Raw genomic sequence first — 17,887 nt, 5'->3', positions numbered from 1 at the left:
GATCCGGCCGGTCCTAGAAGTCGACCGTGGCCGACAGCATGAGCGTGCGCGGACTGCCCAGCGAAACGAAGCTGCCGCCGTACACGCCCGACCAGTAGTTCTTGTCGAACAGGTTCTCGATGTTGGCGCGCAGCACGATCGGCCTGCCGGCGATCCGCGTGGCGTAGCGCGCTCCCACGTCGAAGCGGGTCCAGCCGGGCAGCTGCTGCGTGTTCGCCGCGTCGACGTATTGCGTGCTGGTACGGATGCCGCGCGCGGTCAGGGTCAGGCCGGGCAGGAACGGCGTGTCCCATTCCGCGCCCAGGTTCAATTGCAGTCCGGGCACGCCGACGGCGGTCTTGCCTTCCAGCGCGGGGGTCGCGGCCTTGGTGACCTTGCCGTCCAGCAGCGCCACGCCGCCCAGCAGGCGGACGCCGCGCGCCGCCTCGCCGAAGACGTTCAGTTCGATGCCGCGGTTGCGCTGCTGGCCGTCCATGGTGAAGGTGTTGTCGCGGATCACGCTGTTGGGCCGCTTGATCTGGAACAGGCTCACGGTGGCGGTGGTCCGGCCGAAGTCCATCTTGGCGCCGACCTCATACTGCTTGGACTTGTAGGGCGCGAACATCTGTCCGGGATTGGCCAGCCCGGGAATGTTGGTGGGCGCGGTCGGCCCCTGCGTCAGGCCTTCGATGTAGTTGGCATACAGCGACAGGTTGGACAGCGGCTTGACCACCACCGCGGCCATCGGCGTGGTGGCGCTTTCGTCGTAGCGCGAGGTCTGCGCGCCGCTGGCGGCGCTGAAATTGGTGACTTTCAACTGCTGCCGGCGCAGCCCCAGGGTCAGAAGGACCCGGTCGTCGGCGAACGACAGCGTGTCGGCCAGCGCGACGCTGGATGCCCGCGTCGTGCCGGTCTTGGGCGTGCCCGGCGGGTCGGCCTGGGGTTGCGGCACCGGTGCGGGATGGTAGATGTTGGACGGTACCGGGGTGCCCAGGGTCTGCGAAAAACCGGTCTCGGTCTCGAAGCGGCTCACGCTGGCGCTGAGCTGGTGCCGCACGCTGCCGGTATGGAAGCGGCCGCGTATGCCCGCCTCGCCGGACGCGTTGTCGAAGTAGCGCCGCTCGCGCGACAGCACGGCGGAGAAATTGCCCTGGGCATCGGCCAGCGGCGCGCCCAGCGCGGCATGGCGGTCGGCGTTCAGCGTGCCGTAGCTGCCGAACAGCGTGACGTCGGGCGTGAGGTCGAACTCGCCGTGGGCCAGCACGGTACGGTTGTAGGCGTTCGAGTAGGACCCGGGCAGGAAGACGGTGGAAGCGCGGGGCGCCGCCGGCACCGCGCCCGAAAAACGCATGCCGAATTCGGCGCCGCCCTTCAGGTGCTCGGCCTGCGCGATCGCGTCCAGCGACAGGCGCACCCGCTCGCCGCGATAATCCAGGCCCACCGAGCCCAGCGCGAGCCGCTGCGACTGGCCGTCCATCGCCGTGTCGCCGTCGCGATAGGCGCCGTTCACCCGCACGCCGAACTCCTTGTCCTGGCCGAAGCGGCGGCCGATGTCGGCATGCGTGGTCAACTGGCCATCGGACATGTAGCCGGCCGACAGGCGCGTAAGCGGTTCGTCGGCCGCGCGCTTGGTGACGATGTTGATGCCTCCGCCTATGCTGCCGTTGGGCGAGATGCCGCCCAGCAGCGCGCTCGGCCCCTTGAGCACCTCGATGCGCTCGGCGTATTCGGTCGTCACGCGGTAGGGCGAGAGCAATCCGTACAGGCCGTTGATGGCGATGTCGGGCGAGAAGATCTCGAAGCCGCGGATCTGGAAGGCCTCGTTATGGGTCGAGTTGGTGCTGCTGACACGCACCGACGGATCGTTCGCCAGGATCCCGGCCACGCTGTGGACCTGCTGGTCCTCGATGGTCCTGGACGTGTAGCTCGTGATGTTGAAAGGCGCGTCCATGACGTCGACGTTGCCCAGCATGCCGAGCCGGCCGCCCGTCGCGACCTGGCCACCCTCGTAGGCCGGCGGCAGGCTGCCAGCGCCCAGCCGCTCGGCGGTGACCGCGACCGCGGGCAGCGTCTGCGTGGCCGCGCCGGCCGGCACCTGGGCCTCGGCCGGCTGCCGGCGCAGCGTATAGCTGCCATCGCCGCGGCCGACGAATTCGAGGCCGCTGCCTTCGAGCAGCCGCGAGAACACTTCCGGCACCGAATAGCTGCCCGATACTTCCGGACTCGTCAGGCCATCGGTCAGCGCCGAATCGAATGACAGCGCAACGCCGGCGTTGACGGCCACGCCGGACAGCGTGCGGCCCAGCGGACCGGCGGGAATGCGGTAGGGCGCCTTGGCCGCGGAGGACGCGGGCACGCCGTCGGCGGCGTGGCTCGCGCCGGTCGCCATGGTGAACGCGAGGCCAAGCAGGGCGACGCGGATGGCCTGGTGCAGGCGGCGCTCGGCACGGCGCGCGCGGATGGACGGCATGGGAGAAGATCCTTTCGAGGGTCGGGCGAGGGGTTCACCTCGTCTGCCAGTCGAAACGGAAAAAAGTATCACCCGCCGCGAAAAAAATCGCGGCCTGGAGTCGGGACCGCCGTCAGCGGGGCACGACGCTGACCCAGTACCCGCCCGCCCGCGTCACCGCCCGCACCGGATAGGTGGCGGCCAGCATGCCCAGCGTGCGATCCGTGTCGGCGATCGGGAAGGCGCCCGAGACGGGAATGTCGGCGATGGCGGGATCGCACCGCACGATGCCGCCGCGATAACGCGCGACTTCGGCGACGACGTCGGCCATCAGCATGCGGTCGGCCAGCAGCATGCCCCGCGTCCAGGCAATGGCGGCCTCGTCGGCCGGCGCCGGAGCGGCCAGGCCGGAGGCGGTGAACGAGACCCGGTGTCCGGCCTCGAGCACGGCGGGCGAAGCGCCGCGCGGTTCGATCCGCACCGCGTTCTCGAACACGGCAACCGTGGTTCGGCCTTCGTCCTGCCGGACGCTGAAGCGCGTGCCCAGGGCCTCCATGCGGCCTTCCCCGGTCCCGACCAGGAAGGGCCGGCGCACCGGCGCGCTGTCGGGCGCGGTCTGGATCAGGATCTCGCCCGCGCGCAGGTGGATCAGGCGCTGCGTGGCGTCGAAGCGCACGTCGATGGCGGTGGCGGTGTTCAGCATCAGCCGGGTGCCGTCGGCCAGGCGCAAATCGCGCCGCTCGCCGGTCCGGGTCCGGTGGTCGGCCGCCCAGCCTTCGTGGCGCGCCAGCCGCCAGGCGGCCCAGCCCGCCGGCACGGTAGCCGCCAGCATGGCCAGCCGGGCGATGGCGGCGCGGCGGCTGCCGCGCGCGGGCCGGTCGAGCGACGGCATGGCCAGCGACGGCGGCAGGCCGCCGAGCTTGTTCATCAGCAACTCGGCCCGCGCCCAGGCGCGGTCGTGCTCGGGATCGCTCTGGCGCCACCGTTGGAAAGCGGCGCGCGCTTCGTCCGTCATGCCGCCGCCATGGAGCTGCACCAGCCAGTCGGAAGCCTGTTCCAGGATGCGGGGATCGATGGGCACGCCCGGCGCGGGGCGATTCATGGCGGACACCTTAGTCGATCGCCGCCAGGCAGTGCGAGAACGCCTGCTTCATATGGCGTTTCACGGTGATCAGCGCCACGCCGGTGGTCCGCGCGATGTCGTCGTACTTCATGCCCTCGATCTGCGACAGCAGGAAGGTCCGCCGGACCTGGGGCGGCAGGCGGTCGAGCAGGGCATCGATCTCGTACAGGGTTTCCAGGATCAGGACGCGCTGCTCGGGCGGCGGCGCCTGCGGCTCGGGCAGCGCCGCGAGCGCCTCCAGGTAGGCACGTTCCAGCGCCTGGCGCCGGTACCAGTTGACCAGGATGCCCTTGGCCACGGTGGTCAGGTAGGCGCGCGGCTCGGCCAGCGAGGCCGGCATGCGCCCGGCCAGCACGCGGGCGAAGGTATCCTGGGCCAGGTCCGCCGCGTCGAAGGAATTGCCGAGCTTGCGGCGCAGCCATGCATGCAGCCAGCCGTGGTGGTCGCTGTAGAGTGCCTCGATTTCCCGGGAACGGGGATGGGCCGTGGACATGGGCGGATACCAGGCGCCGGCGCGGGGACGCAAGAATGAGAATTGTTCTTGATTCTAATTAGATGACGGGCTTCGTGCAAGACGCATCCGGCCGCTCCGCCCGGCGGTAGAATTCGCACGCCTTGCTCTGCGCTATCGACGATGCCCGACGCCATCCCCGAACACCCCACTCTCGATCCGCTCTTCGTCGCGCTAAGCGAGCGCTGCGCCGAAACCCACGAACATTGCGACCGCGTGGGTCAACTGGCCTGGATGCTGGGCAGCGCCTGCGGCCTGGCGGCAGGCGAACTCGAATTGCTGGCCGCGGCCGCGCGCTTCCACGACATCGGCAAGATCGGCATTCCCGACGCCGTCCTGCACAAGCCCGGCCGCCTGGAGCCCGATGAGCGCGAACTGATGATGACCCATTCCGAACGCGGCGAACGCATCTTCGCCGCCGTTCCCTGCGACGACGCGAGCGTCGTCGCCGCCGCCATCCGCCATCATCACGAATGGTTCGACGGCGCGGGCTATCCCGACGGCCTGCACGGCGAACAGATTCCGCTCCTGTCGCGCATCGTGAGCCTGGCCGACAGCTATGACGCAATGGCCTCGACGCGTCCTTACCAGCGGCCGCGCACGCACCAGGACATCATGCGGATCATGCGGGAAGAGCGGGGGCGCAAGAGCGACCCGCGGCTGTACGACCTGTTCGAGCAGTTGACGCAGGAACGGACCTAGCTCCGCGCCGGCAAGGGCGTGGCCGGCGCCAGCGGCCGAAGCCGTGGCGATGCCAGCAGGTCGCTCGGCAGCAGATAGTTGCCCGGCAGCAAGGGCAGGGCCAACGAGGTGAACCGCACGTCCAGGTCCATCCCGGCATCGCGCCAGGCCTTCCAGACGAGTTCGGTGCAATAGGTACCGGCCGGGTCGGCGATGCGGAACGGCCGCCCCTGCATGGACAGCGCGAGGGCGACGGCGCGCTGGCGCGCCTCGTCGCCGGCCTCGACGTGATAGACCGCGTGGCGCCGGGAGCGCCGGGGATCGAGGAAGAACGCCAGCGCATCGACCACGACGCCATCGGGCCGGCCGCGCACTTCGGAAGGCGTGGCATGCACGACCTGCCAGTTTCCCGGCTGGCCCACCAGCATGCCGACATGGCTGTACGCGCCGCGGTCGACCGCCATGACGGCGGCGCTGACCGCCTCGGTGCCTTCGCGGAAGATCAGGTCACCCGCCCGGGCGCCGGGCGCGAGCAGGTCCGCCGCCTGTGCGGCCGCGCCCAGCAGCGCCAGGACCAGCGCGCCGCCCAGCCGGCGCAGCGCCGCGCGGGCCGGCTTCACTTGAGCAGGATCTTCCAGGTACCGTCTTCGTTGACCAGCTTGTGGACCTGGGTCTGATCCTTGCCGTTCTTGTACTTGATGCGCGCGCGAACCTGCGCGGCCTTGCCCGCTTCGTCGACGGTGACCTGCTCCATCTCGATCCTGTCCAGGCCGTCGTTGGCGTTGATGCGGCTTTGCATTTCACCCACGATCATCTGGACCTTGCCCTTGGCCTGCACCATCTGCGCGGCGGGCACCTGGGCGAAGGAGATCTGCTCGGTGGCCTTTTCCACATCGCCCTTGGCGGCCGCGCGATAGAAGGCCTCGATGGCCGACTCGGGCTTGCCGCCGGAGCAGGCCGCAAGCACCAGCGCGAACAGCGCGAGCATGAAGATCGAGAAGGGGCGGGAGGCAAGACGTTTCGCGGAACGCGGCCCCGCGGCCGCCGCCTCACTCCCGCCGCGAGGGATCGCTGACGACCACCAGCGCCTGCGCGGGCGTCTTGCCTATCGACCGGGAGCGGTGCGGAATCGACGCATTGAAATAGACCGAATCGCCCGCTTCCATCAGGACGCGGCGATCGGCGAACACGATCTCCATCTTTCCCGAGATCAGGAAGATCAGTTCTTCCCCCGCATGGCTGGCCAGGTCCTGCGTGTCGTCCACGGCATGCGGAGGGCGCATGATGAACGGCACCATGGCCTTGTTCTGCCGCGACGCGGCGATGGCTTCGTACGTGTAGCCGTCGCGTTCGTTGGACCGGCTGAACGGCACCCGTTCGGCCGCCTTGACCACGACCACGTCGCCGCCGTCGTGATGGTCGCCGATCAGGCGGTCGGTCTCGACCCCCAGCGCGCGCGCAAGCCGGAGCAACGTCCCGATGGTGGGCGAGGACAGGCCCCGCTCCAGCTTGGACAGATAGCTCTTGGTGATTTCCGCCCGGATCGCGAGCTGCTCCAGGGTGAGTCCGTTCAATTTGCGCAGCGCCGCCAGCCGCGCGCCCAGCCGGCGCGGGTTGCCCGGCTGCGCGTCGTCGGCCGCTCCGGCGCCCGGGCTGCGTGCGGTTCTGGATGGGGAAGACGGCATGAAGGCGGCGTTCTGTCGCGGAAAGATGACGTTTTCATTGTAGGGGAAGGCCTCGAGAAAAACCCGCGCCGCGCCGGTCGTATCTTGCACGTAGGAAACTTCAGTGTCATTATAGACACCGAAGTTTCCAAAACTCTCGCAAGGAGCAGCCATGGATACGCATCGCCTTCATCGGGCCCTGGCCGGCCTGGCCGCCTTCTGCTGTGCCGCGTCGGCCAGCGCGGCTTCCTACCCCGCCAAGCCCGTCACGCTGGTCGTGCCGTTCGGCGCGGGCGGCATCACCGACCTGGTCGCGCGGGCAACGGGCAAGGCCCTCGCGCAACAGCTCGGGCAACCCGTCATCATCGAGAACAAGCCCGGCGCCGGCGGCAACATCGCGGCCGAATACGTCAAGCATGCGCAGCCCGACGGCTATACGCTGATGTTCACCACCATGGGCGTCGTGGCCGTCAATCCGCACACCATGAAGGTGCCGTTCGACAGCTTCCGGGACTTTACCTACGTTTCTGCCGTCGCCTCCACGCCCCACGTGGTCGCGGTCAATCCGTCCGTGCCCGCCAAGACCCTGGCGGATCTCGTCGCCCTGGCGCGCGAGAAGCCGGAAAGCCTGAGCTTCGGCACGGCCGGCGTGGGCAGTTCGCCCTACCAGGGGATGAAGATCATGGAGGGCTCGGCCCGCGTCACCTTCCTGCACGTGCCGTTCAAGAGCGGCGCCGAATCGGTGGCCAACGTGGTGGGCAACCAGGTGAACCTGACTTTCGAGGCGGCCCCGGTGGTAATGCCCTTCGCCAAGTCCGGTAAGCTGCGTGCGCTGGCGCTGGCCAATCCCGAGCGCATTCCCGGCGCGCCGGACCTGCCGTCCACCGCGGAGCTGGGTTATCCGGACCTGATCTCCGGCTCGATCTCGGGCGTGATCGGACCGGCCGCCCTGCCCAGGGACATCGTCGATACCCTGAACCGGGCCATCCAGCAGGCCCTGAAGGACGACCAGTTCAAGGCCCTGCTGGCCGGACAGGGCACCGCGACCGCCAGTTCGACGCCGGAGGAATTCCGCAAGGCCGTCGCCGCGGAATACGAGCGCTGGGCACGGATCATGAAATCGGCGACGCTGGTCAAGAACTGAGCGTATCGGCCATCACAGCAAGAGGAACCAGAATGGCAATGAACACCATGCAGCTCGGCAAGACCGAGATCGTCCAGTCGGCGCTCGACGACATGGAAACCCACCTGCGCACCCGGCAGCTTCCCATCCGCGAAGCCGTGGCGCAGACCTGCCGCATCCTGTTCGCGTTCGGCCACGACTCCGGCCTGTCGGGCCAGATCACCGCGCGGGCCGAGCGCGAGGGCACGTACTGGACGCAGCGCCTGGGACTGGGCTTCGACGAGATCAAGCCCGACAACCTGCTGCTGGTCGACGAGGACCTGAACGTGCTGGAAGGCGGCGGCATGCCCAACCCGGCGAACCGCTTCCACTCCTGGCTGTACCGGACACGGCCGGACATCCGGTGTATCGTTCACTCCCACGCCCCGCACGTCTCGGCGCTGGCCATGCTGGAAGTGCCGCTGGCGGTATCGCACATGGATACCTGCGTGCTGTACGACCAGTGCGCGTTCCTGAAGAAGTGGCCCGGCATTCCGGTGGGCAACGAGGAAGGCGAGATCATCTCGGCCGCGCTGGGCGACAAGAAGGCGGTCCTGCTCGCCCACCATGGCCTGGTCGTGACCGGCGCCACGGTCGAGGAAGCCTGCGTGCTGGGCGTCATGTTCGAACGCGCGGCGCGCTTGCAACTGCTGGCCATGGCCGCGGGCGAGATCCAGCCCATACAGCCCGAACTCGGAGAGGAAGCCCAGAGATGGACCAGTACGCCGCGCCGCCACGAAGCGACCTTCGCCTACTATGCCCGGCGCGCGGACCGGATCCTGCATCCGTTCTGACGGCGCGGGGGGCCTGAACATGGCCCCCGCTTCCTTCGAACTGCCCGCCGCGCGGGCCCGCGCGATCTGGCTGCGCGCGCAGCGGCTGGATACGCCCACGCCCTTCGGCGCGGGCCCCGAGGCGGTGGGCCGGGCCATCGAACATCTCGGCTACGTGCAGATCGACACCATCAACGTGATCGAACGCTGCCACCATCACATCCTGTATTCCCGCATTCCCGGCTATCGCCGCGCCGACCTCGAACAGGCGCAGTCGGCGGACAAGAGCGTGTTCGAGTACTGGACCCACGCGCTGGCCTACGTGCCCACGGCCGACTACCGGCAGTTCGTCGCCGCCATGGACGCGCGCCGCGCCCGGCCCGGCCCCTGGATCTCCGGCGTGGACGACGCCGACTACGCGGCGCTGCTGCGGCGCATCCGCGACGAAGGCGCGCTGTCCATCCGCGATATCGACGAAGCCCTGATCGAGAAGACCCACCCCTGGGGCAGCCGCAAGCCGTCCAAGCGCGCGCTGCGGCTGGGATTCTTCGTGGGCGACCTCACGGTCAGCAAGCGCACGGGCATGCTCAAGACCTACGAGCTGTCCAGGCGCCACTTCGGCTGGGCGCGCCGCCCCCGGCCGGTGGCCGAGGCGAAGTACGCCGAATACCTGCTGCGGCGGGCGCTGCGCTCGCAGGGCGTGGTCGGGCTGGATTCGATCTGCTACGGCGATGCCGGCGCCAAGCCCGCGGTGCGCGCCCTGATCGAGTCCCGGGTGAAGAAGAAGGAATTGGTGCCCGTGCACATCGCGGGGCAGGCCAAGACCCAGCACTGGATCGAACCGGCCGCGCTGGACACGCCAGCGGCCCCGGCCGCCGCCACGCACATCCTGTCGCCGTTCGATCCGCTGATCATCCAGCGCAAGCGGCTACACGCCTTCTTCGGCTACGAACATCGCTTCGAGGCCTACGTGCCGCCCGAGAAGCGCGTGCTGGGATATTTCGCGCTGCCGGTGCTGGTGGGCGACCAGGTCGTGGCCGCGCTGGACCTGAAGATGGACCGCCAGGCCGGCCGCCTGCTGATGCAGAAATGGACCTGGATCGCCGCCAAACGGCCGGCGTGGAAGATGGCCATCGACGAGGCGCTGCACGGGTTCGAGCGGTTCCAGCGGGGGTGAGGAACACGCTGCCTGGACCGGGCGCCCGGCGCCGTCACTGCGCCAGCTTCACCTGCCCGCTGTCGATCATCGCGCCATAGCGCTTGGAAGCTTCCTGCACGACGTTGCGGAAATACGCGGGCGTGCTGCCTACCGGCTCGTAGCCCATGGACGCGAAGGATGCGCGCACGGACGGCGACTGGATGGTCTTGACCAGCGCCGCGTTCAGCCGCTCCAGCACCGCGGGCGGTATGCCCGCCGGGGCGATGAATCCCACCCAGCCGTCGGTGGAGAAATCCATGCCGGCTTCCTTGAAGGTGGGCACGTCGGGGTAGGCCTCGACCCGCTTCTTCGACGCGACGGCCAACGCACGCACCTTCCCCGTGTCGACGAAGGTCTTCGCTCCCTGGCCAGCCAGCATGTAGTCGATCTGTCCGCCCGCCAGGTCCGCCAGTGCCCCGCTTTCGCCCTTGTAGGGCACGTGCACGGTCTGGATGCCGGCCAGGTTGGCGAAATAGACGTTGTTGAAGTGGAAGCTGGTGCCCGCGCCGGGCGTGCCGTAGTTCAACTGGCCCGGCCGGCTCTTGGCCAGGGCGATGAACTCCTTCAGGCCTCCGGACGGCAGGATCTTCTTGCTGGCGACCAGCACCATGAAGGTATCGACGGCGATGGTGACGGGCGCGAATTCCTTCAGCGGCTCGATACCGTAGCCGGGATCGGTCAACGGCAGGGTCACCATCGTGGCGGGCACGGCCAGCCCTATCGTATAGCCATCCTTGGGCGCCCGCCGTAGATAGTCCATGCCGATCTTGCCGCCCGCGCCGGGCTTGTTCTCGACGACCACCGGCTGGCCGAGTTCGCGCGCGGCGCCTTCGGAGATCGTGCGCGCCACGGCGTCGGTCAACCCGCCCGGCGCGTAGGGCACGACGATGGTGATCGGCCGGGAGGGCCAGTCCGCCCTTGCCGGACCGGCGGCGGCCAGGGCAAGCGCGGCCACGAGCATGGCTGTGCGTATCATTTGTGCGTCTCCTTCCGTCGCGTCCGGCTTCGTTGCCGGCTTCGCGTCCATGGACCGGGATTCTTGGTGACGAGGCCGCCGGTTGACGACAGCTACCCGGTGCCGTTCCGGCATGCGGATCTGGCATGATTCCATGCGCGGACCGGGCATGGTCGCGCGTTGTGTAGCCGGAGCCTTCATGGCCATCATTCCCGATATGCGGACATCCTCTCCCGGCAAGACCCGACGGGCCGGCGCCGACGGCCGGCGCGGCGACTTCATGACCTCGCTGGCCAAGGGGCTCGAAATCCTGGCCGCTTTCGAGGTCGGCCATCCCCTGGGCAACCAGGAACTGGTGGCCATCACCGGCCTGCCCAAAACCACGGTCTCGCGCATTACCGGCACGCTGGCGTCGCTAGGCTACCTGCGCCTGGACGAGCAGAGCCGCAAATATTCCATGGGCGCCCGGGTACTGGGGTTGGGCGCCAGCGTACAACGCCACATCGGCCTGCTGCGCACGGCCCGCCCCCACATGCAGCGCCTGGCGGACGAACTCGACATCGCGGTGATCCTGGGCGCACGCGACCGCACGGGCCTGGTTTTCCTGGAAGTGATCCATCCGCCGCGCAATGCGCTGACGATCAATACCGACTCCGGCTCGGTGGTGCCCATCGAGCGCACGTCCATCGGGCTGGCGTACCTGGTGGCCGCCCCGGTGCCCGAGCGGGTGCACATGCTGCAGGCGCTGCGCGACGCGCATCCCGACGACTGGGAAGACATACGCGGCGTGGTCGAGCGGGCCCACAAGGATTACCGCGAGCGCGGCTTCGTGGTGTCCCAGCGCGGCCGAGGCGGACTGATCAGCGGCGTGGGCGTGCCGATGGTGCTGGGCCAGAGCGGCGTTTTCTCCTTCGCCTGCGTGGGGCCTTCGATCCAGTTGTCCGAAGTGCGCCTGGTCCAGGTGCTGGGGCCGCGCCTGGTGGAAACGGTGGCCGTCATCGGCCAGGCCATGCGCGCGGCGGGGCCCGAGCGCGGGTAGGCCGAGCCCGCCCGATCCGGATTGCGGAACGCGCCCGCAGCGGCGGTTTCCCCCGTCCCGGGCGCTACCTAGAGTTCGAAGCGTACCGATTCCCCCCACGAGCGCTTCGATGAACAGACTCCGCCTACCCGATCACGCCGTCAGCGGCGACTCCGATACCACCGTGTTCCTGCTGCACGGCGCCTACGGCTCCAAGGACTATTTCCGGGACCTGACCGCCACCCTGGTGCAGGCCGGTTATCGCGTCGTGGCCTGGGACGCGCCGGGCTACGGCCTGAGTCCGCTACCCGCGAACGGACTGTCGATCGAGCACCTGGCCGAAGCCGCGGCCCACCTGATCGAACATGCCGGCAGCCGGCGCAACGTCGTCATGGGACACAGCATGGGCGGCATCACCGCGCCGCTCGTCACCCGCCTGGCGGGCGACCGCGTGCACGGGCTGGTGATCTCCGCCACGCTGGGCTCCTTCGCCCGCAAGTCGGCCGAGGACAAGGTGACCTTCCTGAAGGAGCGCATCGATCCGCTCAAGCGCGGCGTGCCCTTCCGCACCGCCGCCGAGTCCGTGGTGCGCTCGATGTTCGCGCCCGGCTCGGCCGGGCCGCTGGTGGACCAGGTGCGCGAGGTCGCCCTGTCGATGTCGGCCGACACCTTCTGCGCGGCCATCGAAGCCATCGTGAACTACGACGGCCTGCAGACGATGCGCGAGGTCAGCGTGCCGGCGCTGCTGATCGCCGGCGCGCAGGACAAGGTCGGCCGGCCCGACGGCATGCGCGAGCTTACCGCCGTCATTCCCGATGCCCGCTTCGTCTGCATCGAGGGCGCCGGCCACTACTCCTTCGCCGAGCAGCCCGAGGCCTTCAACGCCGCGCTGCTGTCCTTCCTGGCCGGCCTGCCGCAGCGCGCCGCCGCCTGAATGCTCCCCCTTCACGACCGATTCCCGCCATGACCATCCAGACCCTGCCCAGCGGCGTAATGTCCACGCTGCAGCCCTCCGACCATCCGTTCCTGAACGGCCCGTTCCGGCCCATGTTCAACGAGTACATCGCCGACACCGACAGCCTCCGGGTCATTGGCGAGATCCCGCGCGACCTGGACGGCATCTTCATCCGCAACACGCACAACCAGATCCACCAGCCGCTGGGCATGTTCCACCCTTTCGACGGCGACGGCATGCTGCATGCGGTGCACTTCCACGACGGCCGCGCCACCTACCGCAACCGCTTCGTGCAGACCACCGGCTTCCTGGCCGAGCAGGCGGCCCGCCGCTCGCTGTGGGCGGGCCTGCTGGAGCCTGAAAAAGCGTCCCGCCGCGGGTCCGGCGCCATGGGGGCGATGAAGGACAACGCCGGCACCGACATCATCTGCCACGCGGGGCTGCTGCTGGCCACCATGTCGCAGGGCAGCGAACCCTGGCGCCTGGATCCCATCACGCTGGACACGCTGGGCCCGGACACCAACTGGGCGCGCAAGATCCCGGACGGCATCAGTTCGCACTACAAGGTCGATCCGGAAACGGGCGAGATGATGTTCTTCAACTATCCCGAGCACTGGCCGTACATGCACTACGGCGTCATCGACCGGAACAACCGGCTGGTGCACTACGTGCCGGTGGAGCTGCCGGGCGCCCGCTGGCCGCATGACCTGGGCATCACCAGGAACTATTCCATCCTGCACGACACGCCGCATTTCTTCGATCCCGAACTGCTCAGGCGCGGGCAGCACAAGATGACCTTCCATCCCGAGATGCCCGCCCGCTTCGGCGTGATCCCGCGCCATGGCGACGGCTCGCAGGTGCGGTGGTTCGAGGCCAAGGCCTGCCACATCCTGCACCTGGCCAACTGCTACGAGGACGGCGACGAGATCGTGATGGACGGCTGCATCATGCCCGAACCCAAGCTGCACCCGGTGGGCGCGACCGACGGCAAGGACATCTACGCCCGGATCAAGGCGCGGCTGGACAAGCACAACAACCCGACCATGATGCACCGCTGGCGCTTCAACCTGCGCACCGGCGCGACCACCGAACAATACCTGGACGACGAGATCACCGAGTTCCCGGCCGTCAGCAACGACTACGTGGGCCGGCCCTACCGCTACAGCTACAACGTGCTCTACCAGCCGGGCGAGTGGCTGTTCCGCGGCCTGAAACGCTTCGACCTGCACACCGGGGCCGTACAGCGCTACGAGTACGGCCCCGGCCGCTACGGCAGCGAACCCCAGGTGGCGCGGCGCCTGGGCGCGCGCGACGAGGACGACGGCTACGTCACCGTTCTTGTCACCGACATGAACCAGGACCGCTCCGAATGCCTGGTGCTGGACGCCCGCGACATCTCGCGCGGGCCGCTGGCCACCATCGTGCTGCCGGAACGCATTCCCATCGGCACCCACGCCTGCTGGGTGGAAGGCGACCGCATTCCCGGCGAACATCGCGATCCGGCGGCCTGGGCATGACGCCGGCCGATCTGGTCCTGCTGCCGGGACTGAACAACACGGCGGCCGTATTCGATGACGTGAAGGCGGCCCTGCCGGACCCCCTGCGCGCGCACTGCCCGGACCTGCCCGCGCTGGAGACGGTGGAGGAGCTGGCCGATCAGGTGTTGCGCGAAGCGCCCGCGCGCTTCTGGCTGGGCGGCTTCTCGTTCGGGGGGTATGTCGCGATGGCGGTGCTCGACCGGGCTCCCGAACGGATCCAGGGTATCGCGCTGATCTGCTCGGGCCCCGCGGCCGATACGCCGGCCCAGGCCGCCAAGCGGCGGGAAGCCATCGCCGGTGCCCGCCAGGGCGGCTACCTGGAGACGGCCGCCGCCTCCACCGCCCCGTTCCATCCGGACACCCTGGCGCGTCCCGAACTGATGGCGCGGCGCCGGGCCATCGTGCGGGCCTACGGCGCGCAACGCTATATCGCGCATTGCCTGGCCTGCATCGCCAGGCCGGATCGCACTGGGCTGCTCGACGGCCGCCGTCCAACCCTGCTGGTGACCACCACGCACGACCGGGTCGTGGCGCCGGAGAACCTGCAGCGGCTGGCGGCCGCCGTGCCGGGCAGCAGGCTGGAGACGGTGGCGGGGGCCGGCCACCTGTTGCCGCTGGAGCAACCCGCCGCGCTGGCCGCCGTGCTGGCGCGATGGATCGCGCATGGAGACGCATCGTGACGCCGCTTCCCCTGCAAGGGCTGCGCGTCTTCGACCTGAGCCAGGGCGTGGCCGGTCCCTATTGCACCATGCTGCTGGCCGCTCAGGGCGCCGACGTAGTGAAGGTCGAGCCTTTCGAGGGCGACTGGATACGCTCGGGCCGCAACCAGCATCGCGGACACACGCCTGCCTCCATCACGGTCAATCTCGGCAAGCGCAGCATCGCGCTCGATCTCAAGCATCCGGACGGCCCCGGGACGGCGCGCCGCATCGCCGCCGGCTGCGACATCGTGATCGAAAGCTTTCGCCCCGGGGTGGCCGCGCGGCTGGGCCTGGACGATGCCGCGCTGCGGACGGACCGGCCGGACCTGGTCTACGCCTCGGTCTCCGGCTTCGGCCAGGACGGGCCGCTGAGCCGGCGCGGCGTGGTCGACCAGATCATGCAGGCATTCTGCGGCTGGATGACCCTGAATGCCGATGCAGCGGGCCAGCCCCAGCGCACGCGCAATGTCGTCCTGGCCGACCAGGTCACCGGACTCTACGCATACCAGGCCATCAGCGGCGCCCTGATCGGCAGGCTGCGGCACGGCACCGGCGCGCGCCTGGACATTTCGCTAATGGGAGCGATGGCGGCCTTCCTCGCGCCGCGGCTGGTCGCCGCCGGTACGGGCGGCGGCGAAGCCGGCCAGGTCTATTTCGCCGCGCCGACGGGCGAGTACCCCACCCGCGCCGGCACGCTGATGCTGGCGGCCCGCAAGCCCGCGGAGTTCCAGCGCTTCTGCGAAGCCATCGGCCGTTCCGACCTGCACACGGACGCACGCTTCGCCACGCAAGAAGCACGCAACCGCCATGCCACCGAACTGGACCGCGAGATCGCCGCCAGCCTGTCCACGCGCACCGCCGACGAATGGGAGACCCTGCTGAACGAACGCGGCGTCATGGCCAGCGTGGTGCGCAGCGTCGGCCAGTTCATGGCCTCGGAACAGATGCGGTTTGCCGGGCTAGTGGAAACCGTGGACGTGGCGGGCGTAGGCGAGTGCCCGCTGGTCCGGCTACCCGGGGCGCCCGCCTGGTCGGCACGAACCCATGCGCCCGCCGTACCCGCGATCGGGCAGCACGGCGTCGACATCCTGCGCGAGGCCGGCCTGGCCGAACGCGACATACAACGGCTGGCCGACGCTCGATGCGTGCGCCTGCCCTCCACGGAAGAAGTGCCATCCCATGTCTCGTGAACTCCTGCGCGGCCTGCGCCTGCCCATCGTCTCGGCCCCCATGTTCCTGCTGTCCGGCCCGGAGCTCGTGCTTGCCGCGTGCAAGGCAGGCATCGTGGGCGCATTCCCCACACCCAACGCGCGTCCGATCGACGTGCTGGACCAATGGATGCACACCATCACCGAGGGCCTGGAAGCGGCGCGCGCCGCCGATCCGGACGCGCGGCTCGGCCCCTGGGCAGCGAACCTGGTCACCCACTCCTCGAACTCCCGGTTACCCGAGGACCTGGCGCTGGTCGCCCGCTACCAGCCCCCAATCGTCATCACCGCGCTAGGCAGTCCACGGCCCGCCATCGACATCGTCCATGGCTACGGCGGCATCGTACTGGCCGACGTGATCGACCTGCGGCTGGCCCGCAAGGCGATCGCTGCGGGGGCTGACGGACTGGCCTGCGTCAGCGCCGGGGCCGGCGGCCATACCGGCAGCCTGTCGCCATTCGCGTTCATCAGCGCGGTGCGGCAGTTCTTCGACGGCATCATCGCCGTCGGTGGAGGTATCGCCGACGGCTGGGGCGCGGCCGGCGCGATCGCCGCCGGGGCCGATCTGGTCTACATGGGCACTCGCTTCCTGGCGACACGGGAAAGCCGGGCCGCGGCGGCCTACAAACAGATGGTGGTCGAGTGCGACACCGAACAGCTGATCGTCAGCAGCGGCATCACGGGCACGCCGGCGAGCTGGCTCAAGCCGTCGCTCGCGGCCAACGGCATCGACCCGGATGCGCTCGCCGCCAGCAGCAGCCGGCACTACGACAGCAATACCCCCTTCGCGAAGAAGCGGTGGCTGGATGTGTGGGCGGCGGGCCAAGGGCTGGGCGTGATAGGGGACGTGCCGGACGTGGCGGAACTGGTGGACCGGCTGGAGCGGGAGTACCGCCAGGCGGGCGAGCGGTTCGATGCCTTACGCAGCACTGCCTCCCGCTTCGCCACCGCTACGGCATAGACCGTGGACGGCGCGTCAACCGGCCCGCATCACCTGCGCCATCGCGTCCCGCAGCCGCAGCAGCTGCGGATGATCCGCGCTGCCGGCGCGATAGACCAGCGCCGTCGGCACCGCCTGGGGCATGCTCTCGACGCGTACCCGCGCAACGCGGCGGATGCGTTCTTCGGCATGCATCATCGTTTCCGGAACGGCTGAGACACCGACTCCGGCGGCGACCAGTTGTATGGTGGTCGCGGGATGGTTGGAGGTGACCGCCGGCTCCGGCACGGCCACGCCGGCCCGCAGGAAATTGCCTTCGAGCGCCTGGCGCGCCAGGAATGAGGAATCCGGCAGGATCCAGGGCATGTCGAGCAGTTCCTTCCATGTCACGACCCGCTTCCTGGCCAGCGGACTCCCCGTCGGCGCAATGACGACGTACTTGTGCTCCAGGTAGTGTTCGTACACCAGACGGCTGGAGCGGTGGGCGGAAAAGACGGCCTGGTTGTAGGACGTCAGCAGCGCGTCGAGTTCGCCTTCGACCAGTCGCTCGAACAGCCGGGGGACCGGATCTTCACGCAGGCGCACGACGACGCGTTCGTTGTCGGTCCGCAGTCTCGCCAGAATGGCGGGCAGCATGCCCGCGCCGACCGCCGAGGGCGCGCCCAGGTGCAGGACCATTGCCGGCTCCTGCCGCGACAGGCGCGTCACCTCGTTCAGGTGTCCCAGTTCGGCAAGCAGGACCGCGGCGCCGTTCAGCACCGCCTGCCCCGCCGGGGTGGGCACCAGTCCGCGCGCGCCGCGCCGGAAGATCGGAAAGCCGAAGGCGTCCTCGATTTCCTTCAGTGCCTTGCTCAGGGCCGGCTGCGTCAGGTGCAGCCGGGCGGCCGCCTTGCCGATCGTGCCCGTGCGCCGCAGCTCCAGCAACATCGACAGGTGGCGAAAGCGCACGCGTGCCACGAGCCTGTCCAGGATTTCGGACGATTGCATGGGCATTCCATAATGTTATGGGTACATGAGAATACATCACTATTT

Annotated in this window: 18 protein-coding genes; 10 read left to right on the top strand and 8 right to left on the bottom strand. The window is 69.1% G+C overall.

From position 1 onward, the window contains the following. Positions 1-13 precede the first annotated feature (13 nt). The 3 genes from WKR98_RS04940 to WKR98_RS04930 all read right to left on the bottom strand — a co-directional run bounded on the left by WKR98_RS04940 (position 14) and on the right by WKR98_RS04930 (position 4,044). Complete coding sequence (locus WKR98_RS04940) at positions 14-2,449, bottom strand: TonB-dependent receptor (RefSeq protein ID WP_341432248.1); 2,436 nt, start codon at positions 2,447-2,449, stop codon at positions 14-16. 112 nt (positions 2,450-2,561) lie between these two features. Then, complete coding sequence (locus WKR98_RS04935) at positions 2,562-3,530, bottom strand: FecR domain-containing protein (RefSeq protein ID WP_341432246.1); 969 nt, start codon at positions 3,528-3,530, stop codon at positions 2,562-2,564. A gap of 10 nt (positions 3,531-3,540) precedes the next feature. Then, positions 3,541-4,044, bottom strand: coding sequence for a sigma-70 family RNA polymerase sigma factor (locus tag WKR98_RS04930; protein ID WP_341432245.1), 504 nt, complete (start codon positions 4,042-4,044; stop codon positions 3,541-3,543). Positions 4,045-4,185: 141 nt separating this feature from the next. Between WKR98_RS04930 and WKR98_RS04925 the strand changes: the two genes are divergently transcribed. Further along, positions 4,186-4,764: an HD-GYP domain-containing protein gene (locus WKR98_RS04925; RefSeq protein ID WP_341432244.1), complete on the top strand. Its 579-nt coding sequence runs from the start codon at positions 4,186-4,188 to the stop codon at positions 4,762-4,764. Here the strand turns inward: WKR98_RS04925 and WKR98_RS04920 are convergent. The 3 genes from WKR98_RS04920 to WKR98_RS04910 all read right to left on the bottom strand — a co-directional run bounded on the left by WKR98_RS04920 (position 4,761) and on the right by WKR98_RS04910 (position 6,518). Continuing rightward, positions 4,761-5,363, bottom strand: a complete 603-nt coding sequence (locus WKR98_RS04920; protein WP_341432243.1) for a YiiX/YebB-like N1pC/P60 family cysteine hydrolase — start codon at positions 5,361-5,363, stop codon at positions 4,761-4,763. The genes WKR98_RS04925 and WKR98_RS04920 overlap by 4 nt on opposite strands. Further along, a complete protein-coding gene (locus WKR98_RS04915) occupies positions 5,360-5,731 on the bottom strand; it encodes a DUF4878 domain-containing protein (RefSeq protein ID WP_341432242.1) in 372 nt (123 codons plus the stop codon). Before WKR98_RS04915 ends, WKR98_RS04920 begins: the two co-directional genes overlap by 4 nt. 61 nt (positions 5,732-5,792) lie before the next feature. Continuing rightward, a complete protein-coding gene (locus WKR98_RS04910) occupies positions 5,793-6,518 on the bottom strand; it encodes a helix-turn-helix domain-containing protein (protein ID WP_341432241.1) in 726 nt (241 codons plus the stop codon). A 61-nt stretch (positions 6,519-6,579) separates the two neighbouring features. Between WKR98_RS04910 and WKR98_RS04905 the strand changes: the two genes are divergently transcribed. From WKR98_RS04905 to WKR98_RS04895, 3 genes are read left to right on the top strand one after another with little or no spacing between them, the layout of a single operon-like run. Continuing rightward, entirely contained in the window at positions 6,580-7,551 is a 972-nt protein-coding gene (locus tag WKR98_RS04905; protein WP_341432240.1) for a tripartite tricarboxylate transporter substrate binding protein, read from the top strand. A gap of 32 nt (positions 7,552-7,583) precedes the next feature. Then, positions 7,584-8,363, top strand: coding sequence for an aldolase (locus tag WKR98_RS04900; RefSeq protein ID WP_238160240.1), 780 nt, complete (start codon positions 7,584-7,586; stop codon positions 8,361-8,363). Between the two features lie 19 nt (positions 8,364-8,382). Next, complete coding sequence (locus WKR98_RS04895; RefSeq protein ID WP_341432239.1) at positions 8,383-9,519, top strand: winged helix-turn-helix domain-containing protein; 1,137 nt, start codon at positions 8,383-8,385, stop codon at positions 9,517-9,519. A gap of 34 nt (positions 9,520-9,553) precedes the next feature. On the opposite strand, the gene WKR98_RS04890 is transcribed toward WKR98_RS04895, so the two are convergent. Then, positions 9,554-10,516, bottom strand: a complete 963-nt coding sequence (locus tag WKR98_RS04890; RefSeq protein ID WP_341432238.1) for a Bug family tripartite tricarboxylate transporter substrate binding protein — start codon at positions 10,514-10,516, stop codon at positions 9,554-9,556. Between the two features lie 178 nt (positions 10,517-10,694). Here WKR98_RS04890 and WKR98_RS04885 point away from each other — a divergent pair, with 178 nt between their 5' ends. From WKR98_RS04885 to WKR98_RS04860, 6 genes are all read left to right on the top strand, one after another. Continuing rightward, entirely contained in the window at positions 10,695-11,534 is an 840-nt protein-coding gene (locus WKR98_RS04885; RefSeq protein WP_341432237.1) for an IclR family transcriptional regulator, read from the top strand. Between the two features lie 109 nt (positions 11,535-11,643). After that, on the top strand, positions 11,644-12,447 hold the full coding sequence (locus tag WKR98_RS04880) for an alpha/beta fold hydrolase (RefSeq protein WP_124692135.1): 804 nt from the start codon (positions 11,644-11,646) through the stop codon (positions 12,445-12,447). A 29-nt stretch (positions 12,448-12,476) separates the two neighbouring features. Then, positions 12,477-13,985 carry a carotenoid oxygenase family protein gene (locus WKR98_RS04875; protein ID WP_124692134.1) on the top strand — a complete coding sequence of 503 codons (1,509 nt, stop codon included), beginning with the start codon at positions 12,477-12,479 and terminating at the stop codon, positions 13,983-13,985. Then, complete coding sequence (locus tag WKR98_RS04870; protein WP_341432236.1) at positions 13,982-14,686, top strand: alpha/beta fold hydrolase; 705 nt, start codon at positions 13,982-13,984, stop codon at positions 14,684-14,686. The genes WKR98_RS04875 and WKR98_RS04870 overlap by 4 nt, the downstream gene beginning before the upstream one ends. Then, positions 14,683-15,897, top strand: a complete 1,215-nt coding sequence (locus WKR98_RS04865) for a CaiB/BaiF CoA transferase family protein (RefSeq protein ID WP_161568026.1) — start codon at positions 14,683-14,685, stop codon at positions 15,895-15,897. Before WKR98_RS04870 ends, WKR98_RS04865 begins: the two co-directional genes overlap by 4 nt. Then, positions 15,887-16,876, top strand: coding sequence for an NAD(P)H-dependent flavin oxidoreductase (locus WKR98_RS04860; RefSeq protein WP_124692131.1), 990 nt, complete (start codon positions 15,887-15,889; stop codon positions 16,874-16,876). Before WKR98_RS04865 ends, WKR98_RS04860 begins: the two co-directional genes overlap by 11 nt. 15 nt (positions 16,877-16,891) lie before the next feature. Here the strand turns inward: WKR98_RS04860 and WKR98_RS04855 are convergent, their stop codons facing one another. Beyond that, complete coding sequence (locus WKR98_RS04855; RefSeq protein WP_161568025.1) at positions 16,892-17,842, bottom strand: LysR family transcriptional regulator; 951 nt, start codon at positions 17,840-17,842, stop codon at positions 16,892-16,894. Positions 17,843-17,887 lie beyond the last annotated feature (45 nt).

Origin of the sequence: Pigmentiphaga sp. YJ18 (assembly GCF_038066655.1) — a bacterium.
Classification (GTDB): domain Bacteria; phylum Pseudomonadota; class Gammaproteobacteria; order Burkholderiales; family Burkholderiaceae_B; genus Pigmentiphaga.
Note: the sequence above shows the minus strand (reverse complement) of the source record. Positions and strands in the feature narration are given on the sequence as shown.

Coding starts and splice junctions, on each gene's coding strand:
- WKR98_RS04925 (WP_341432244.1), top strand. CDS start 4,186: ATGCCCGACGCCATCCCCGAACACCCCACTCTCGATCCGCTCTTCGTC.
- WKR98_RS04860 (WP_124692131.1), top strand. CDS start 15,887: ATGTCTCGTGAACTCCTGCGCGGCCTGCGCCTGCCCATCGTCTCGGCC.
- WKR98_RS04870 (WP_341432236.1), top strand. CDS start 13,982: ATGACGCCGGCCGATCTGGTCCTGCTGCCGGGACTGAACAACACGGCG.
- WKR98_RS04855 (WP_161568025.1), bottom strand. CDS start 17,842: ATGCAATCGTCCGAAATCCTGGACAGGCTCGTGGCACGCGTGCGCTTT.
- WKR98_RS04940 (WP_341432248.1), bottom strand. CDS start 2,449: ATGCCGTCCATCCGCGCGCGCCGTGCCGAGCGCCGCCTGCACCAGGCC.
- WKR98_RS04895 (WP_341432239.1), top strand. CDS start 8,383: ATGGCCCCCGCTTCCTTCGAACTGCCCGCCGCGCGGGCCCGCGCGATC.
- WKR98_RS04915 (WP_341432242.1), bottom strand. CDS start 5,731: ATGCTCGCGCTGTTCGCGCTGGTGCTTGCGGCCTGCTCCGGCGGCAAG.
- WKR98_RS04875 (WP_124692134.1), top strand. CDS start 12,477: ATGACCATCCAGACCCTGCCCAGCGGCGTAATGTCCACGCTGCAGCCC.
- WKR98_RS04885 (WP_341432237.1), top strand. CDS start 10,695: ATGGCCATCATTCCCGATATGCGGACATCCTCTCCCGGCAAGACCCGA.
- WKR98_RS04900 (WP_238160240.1), top strand. CDS start 7,584: ATGGCAATGAACACCATGCAGCTCGGCAAGACCGAGATCGTCCAGTCG.
- WKR98_RS04930 (WP_341432245.1), bottom strand. CDS start 4,044: ATGTCCACGGCCCATCCCCGTTCCCGGGAAATCGAGGCACTCTACAGC.
- WKR98_RS04890 (WP_341432238.1), bottom strand. CDS start 10,516: ATGATACGCACAGCCATGCTCGTGGCCGCGCTTGCCCTGGCCGCCGCC.
- WKR98_RS04905 (WP_341432240.1), top strand. CDS start 6,580: ATGGATACGCATCGCCTTCATCGGGCCCTGGCCGGCCTGGCCGCCTTC.
- WKR98_RS04935 (WP_341432246.1), bottom strand. CDS start 3,530: ATGAATCGCCCCGCGCCGGGCGTGCCCATCGATCCCCGCATCCTGGAA.
- WKR98_RS04880 (WP_124692135.1), top strand. CDS start 11,644: ATGAACAGACTCCGCCTACCCGATCACGCCGTCAGCGGCGACTCCGAT.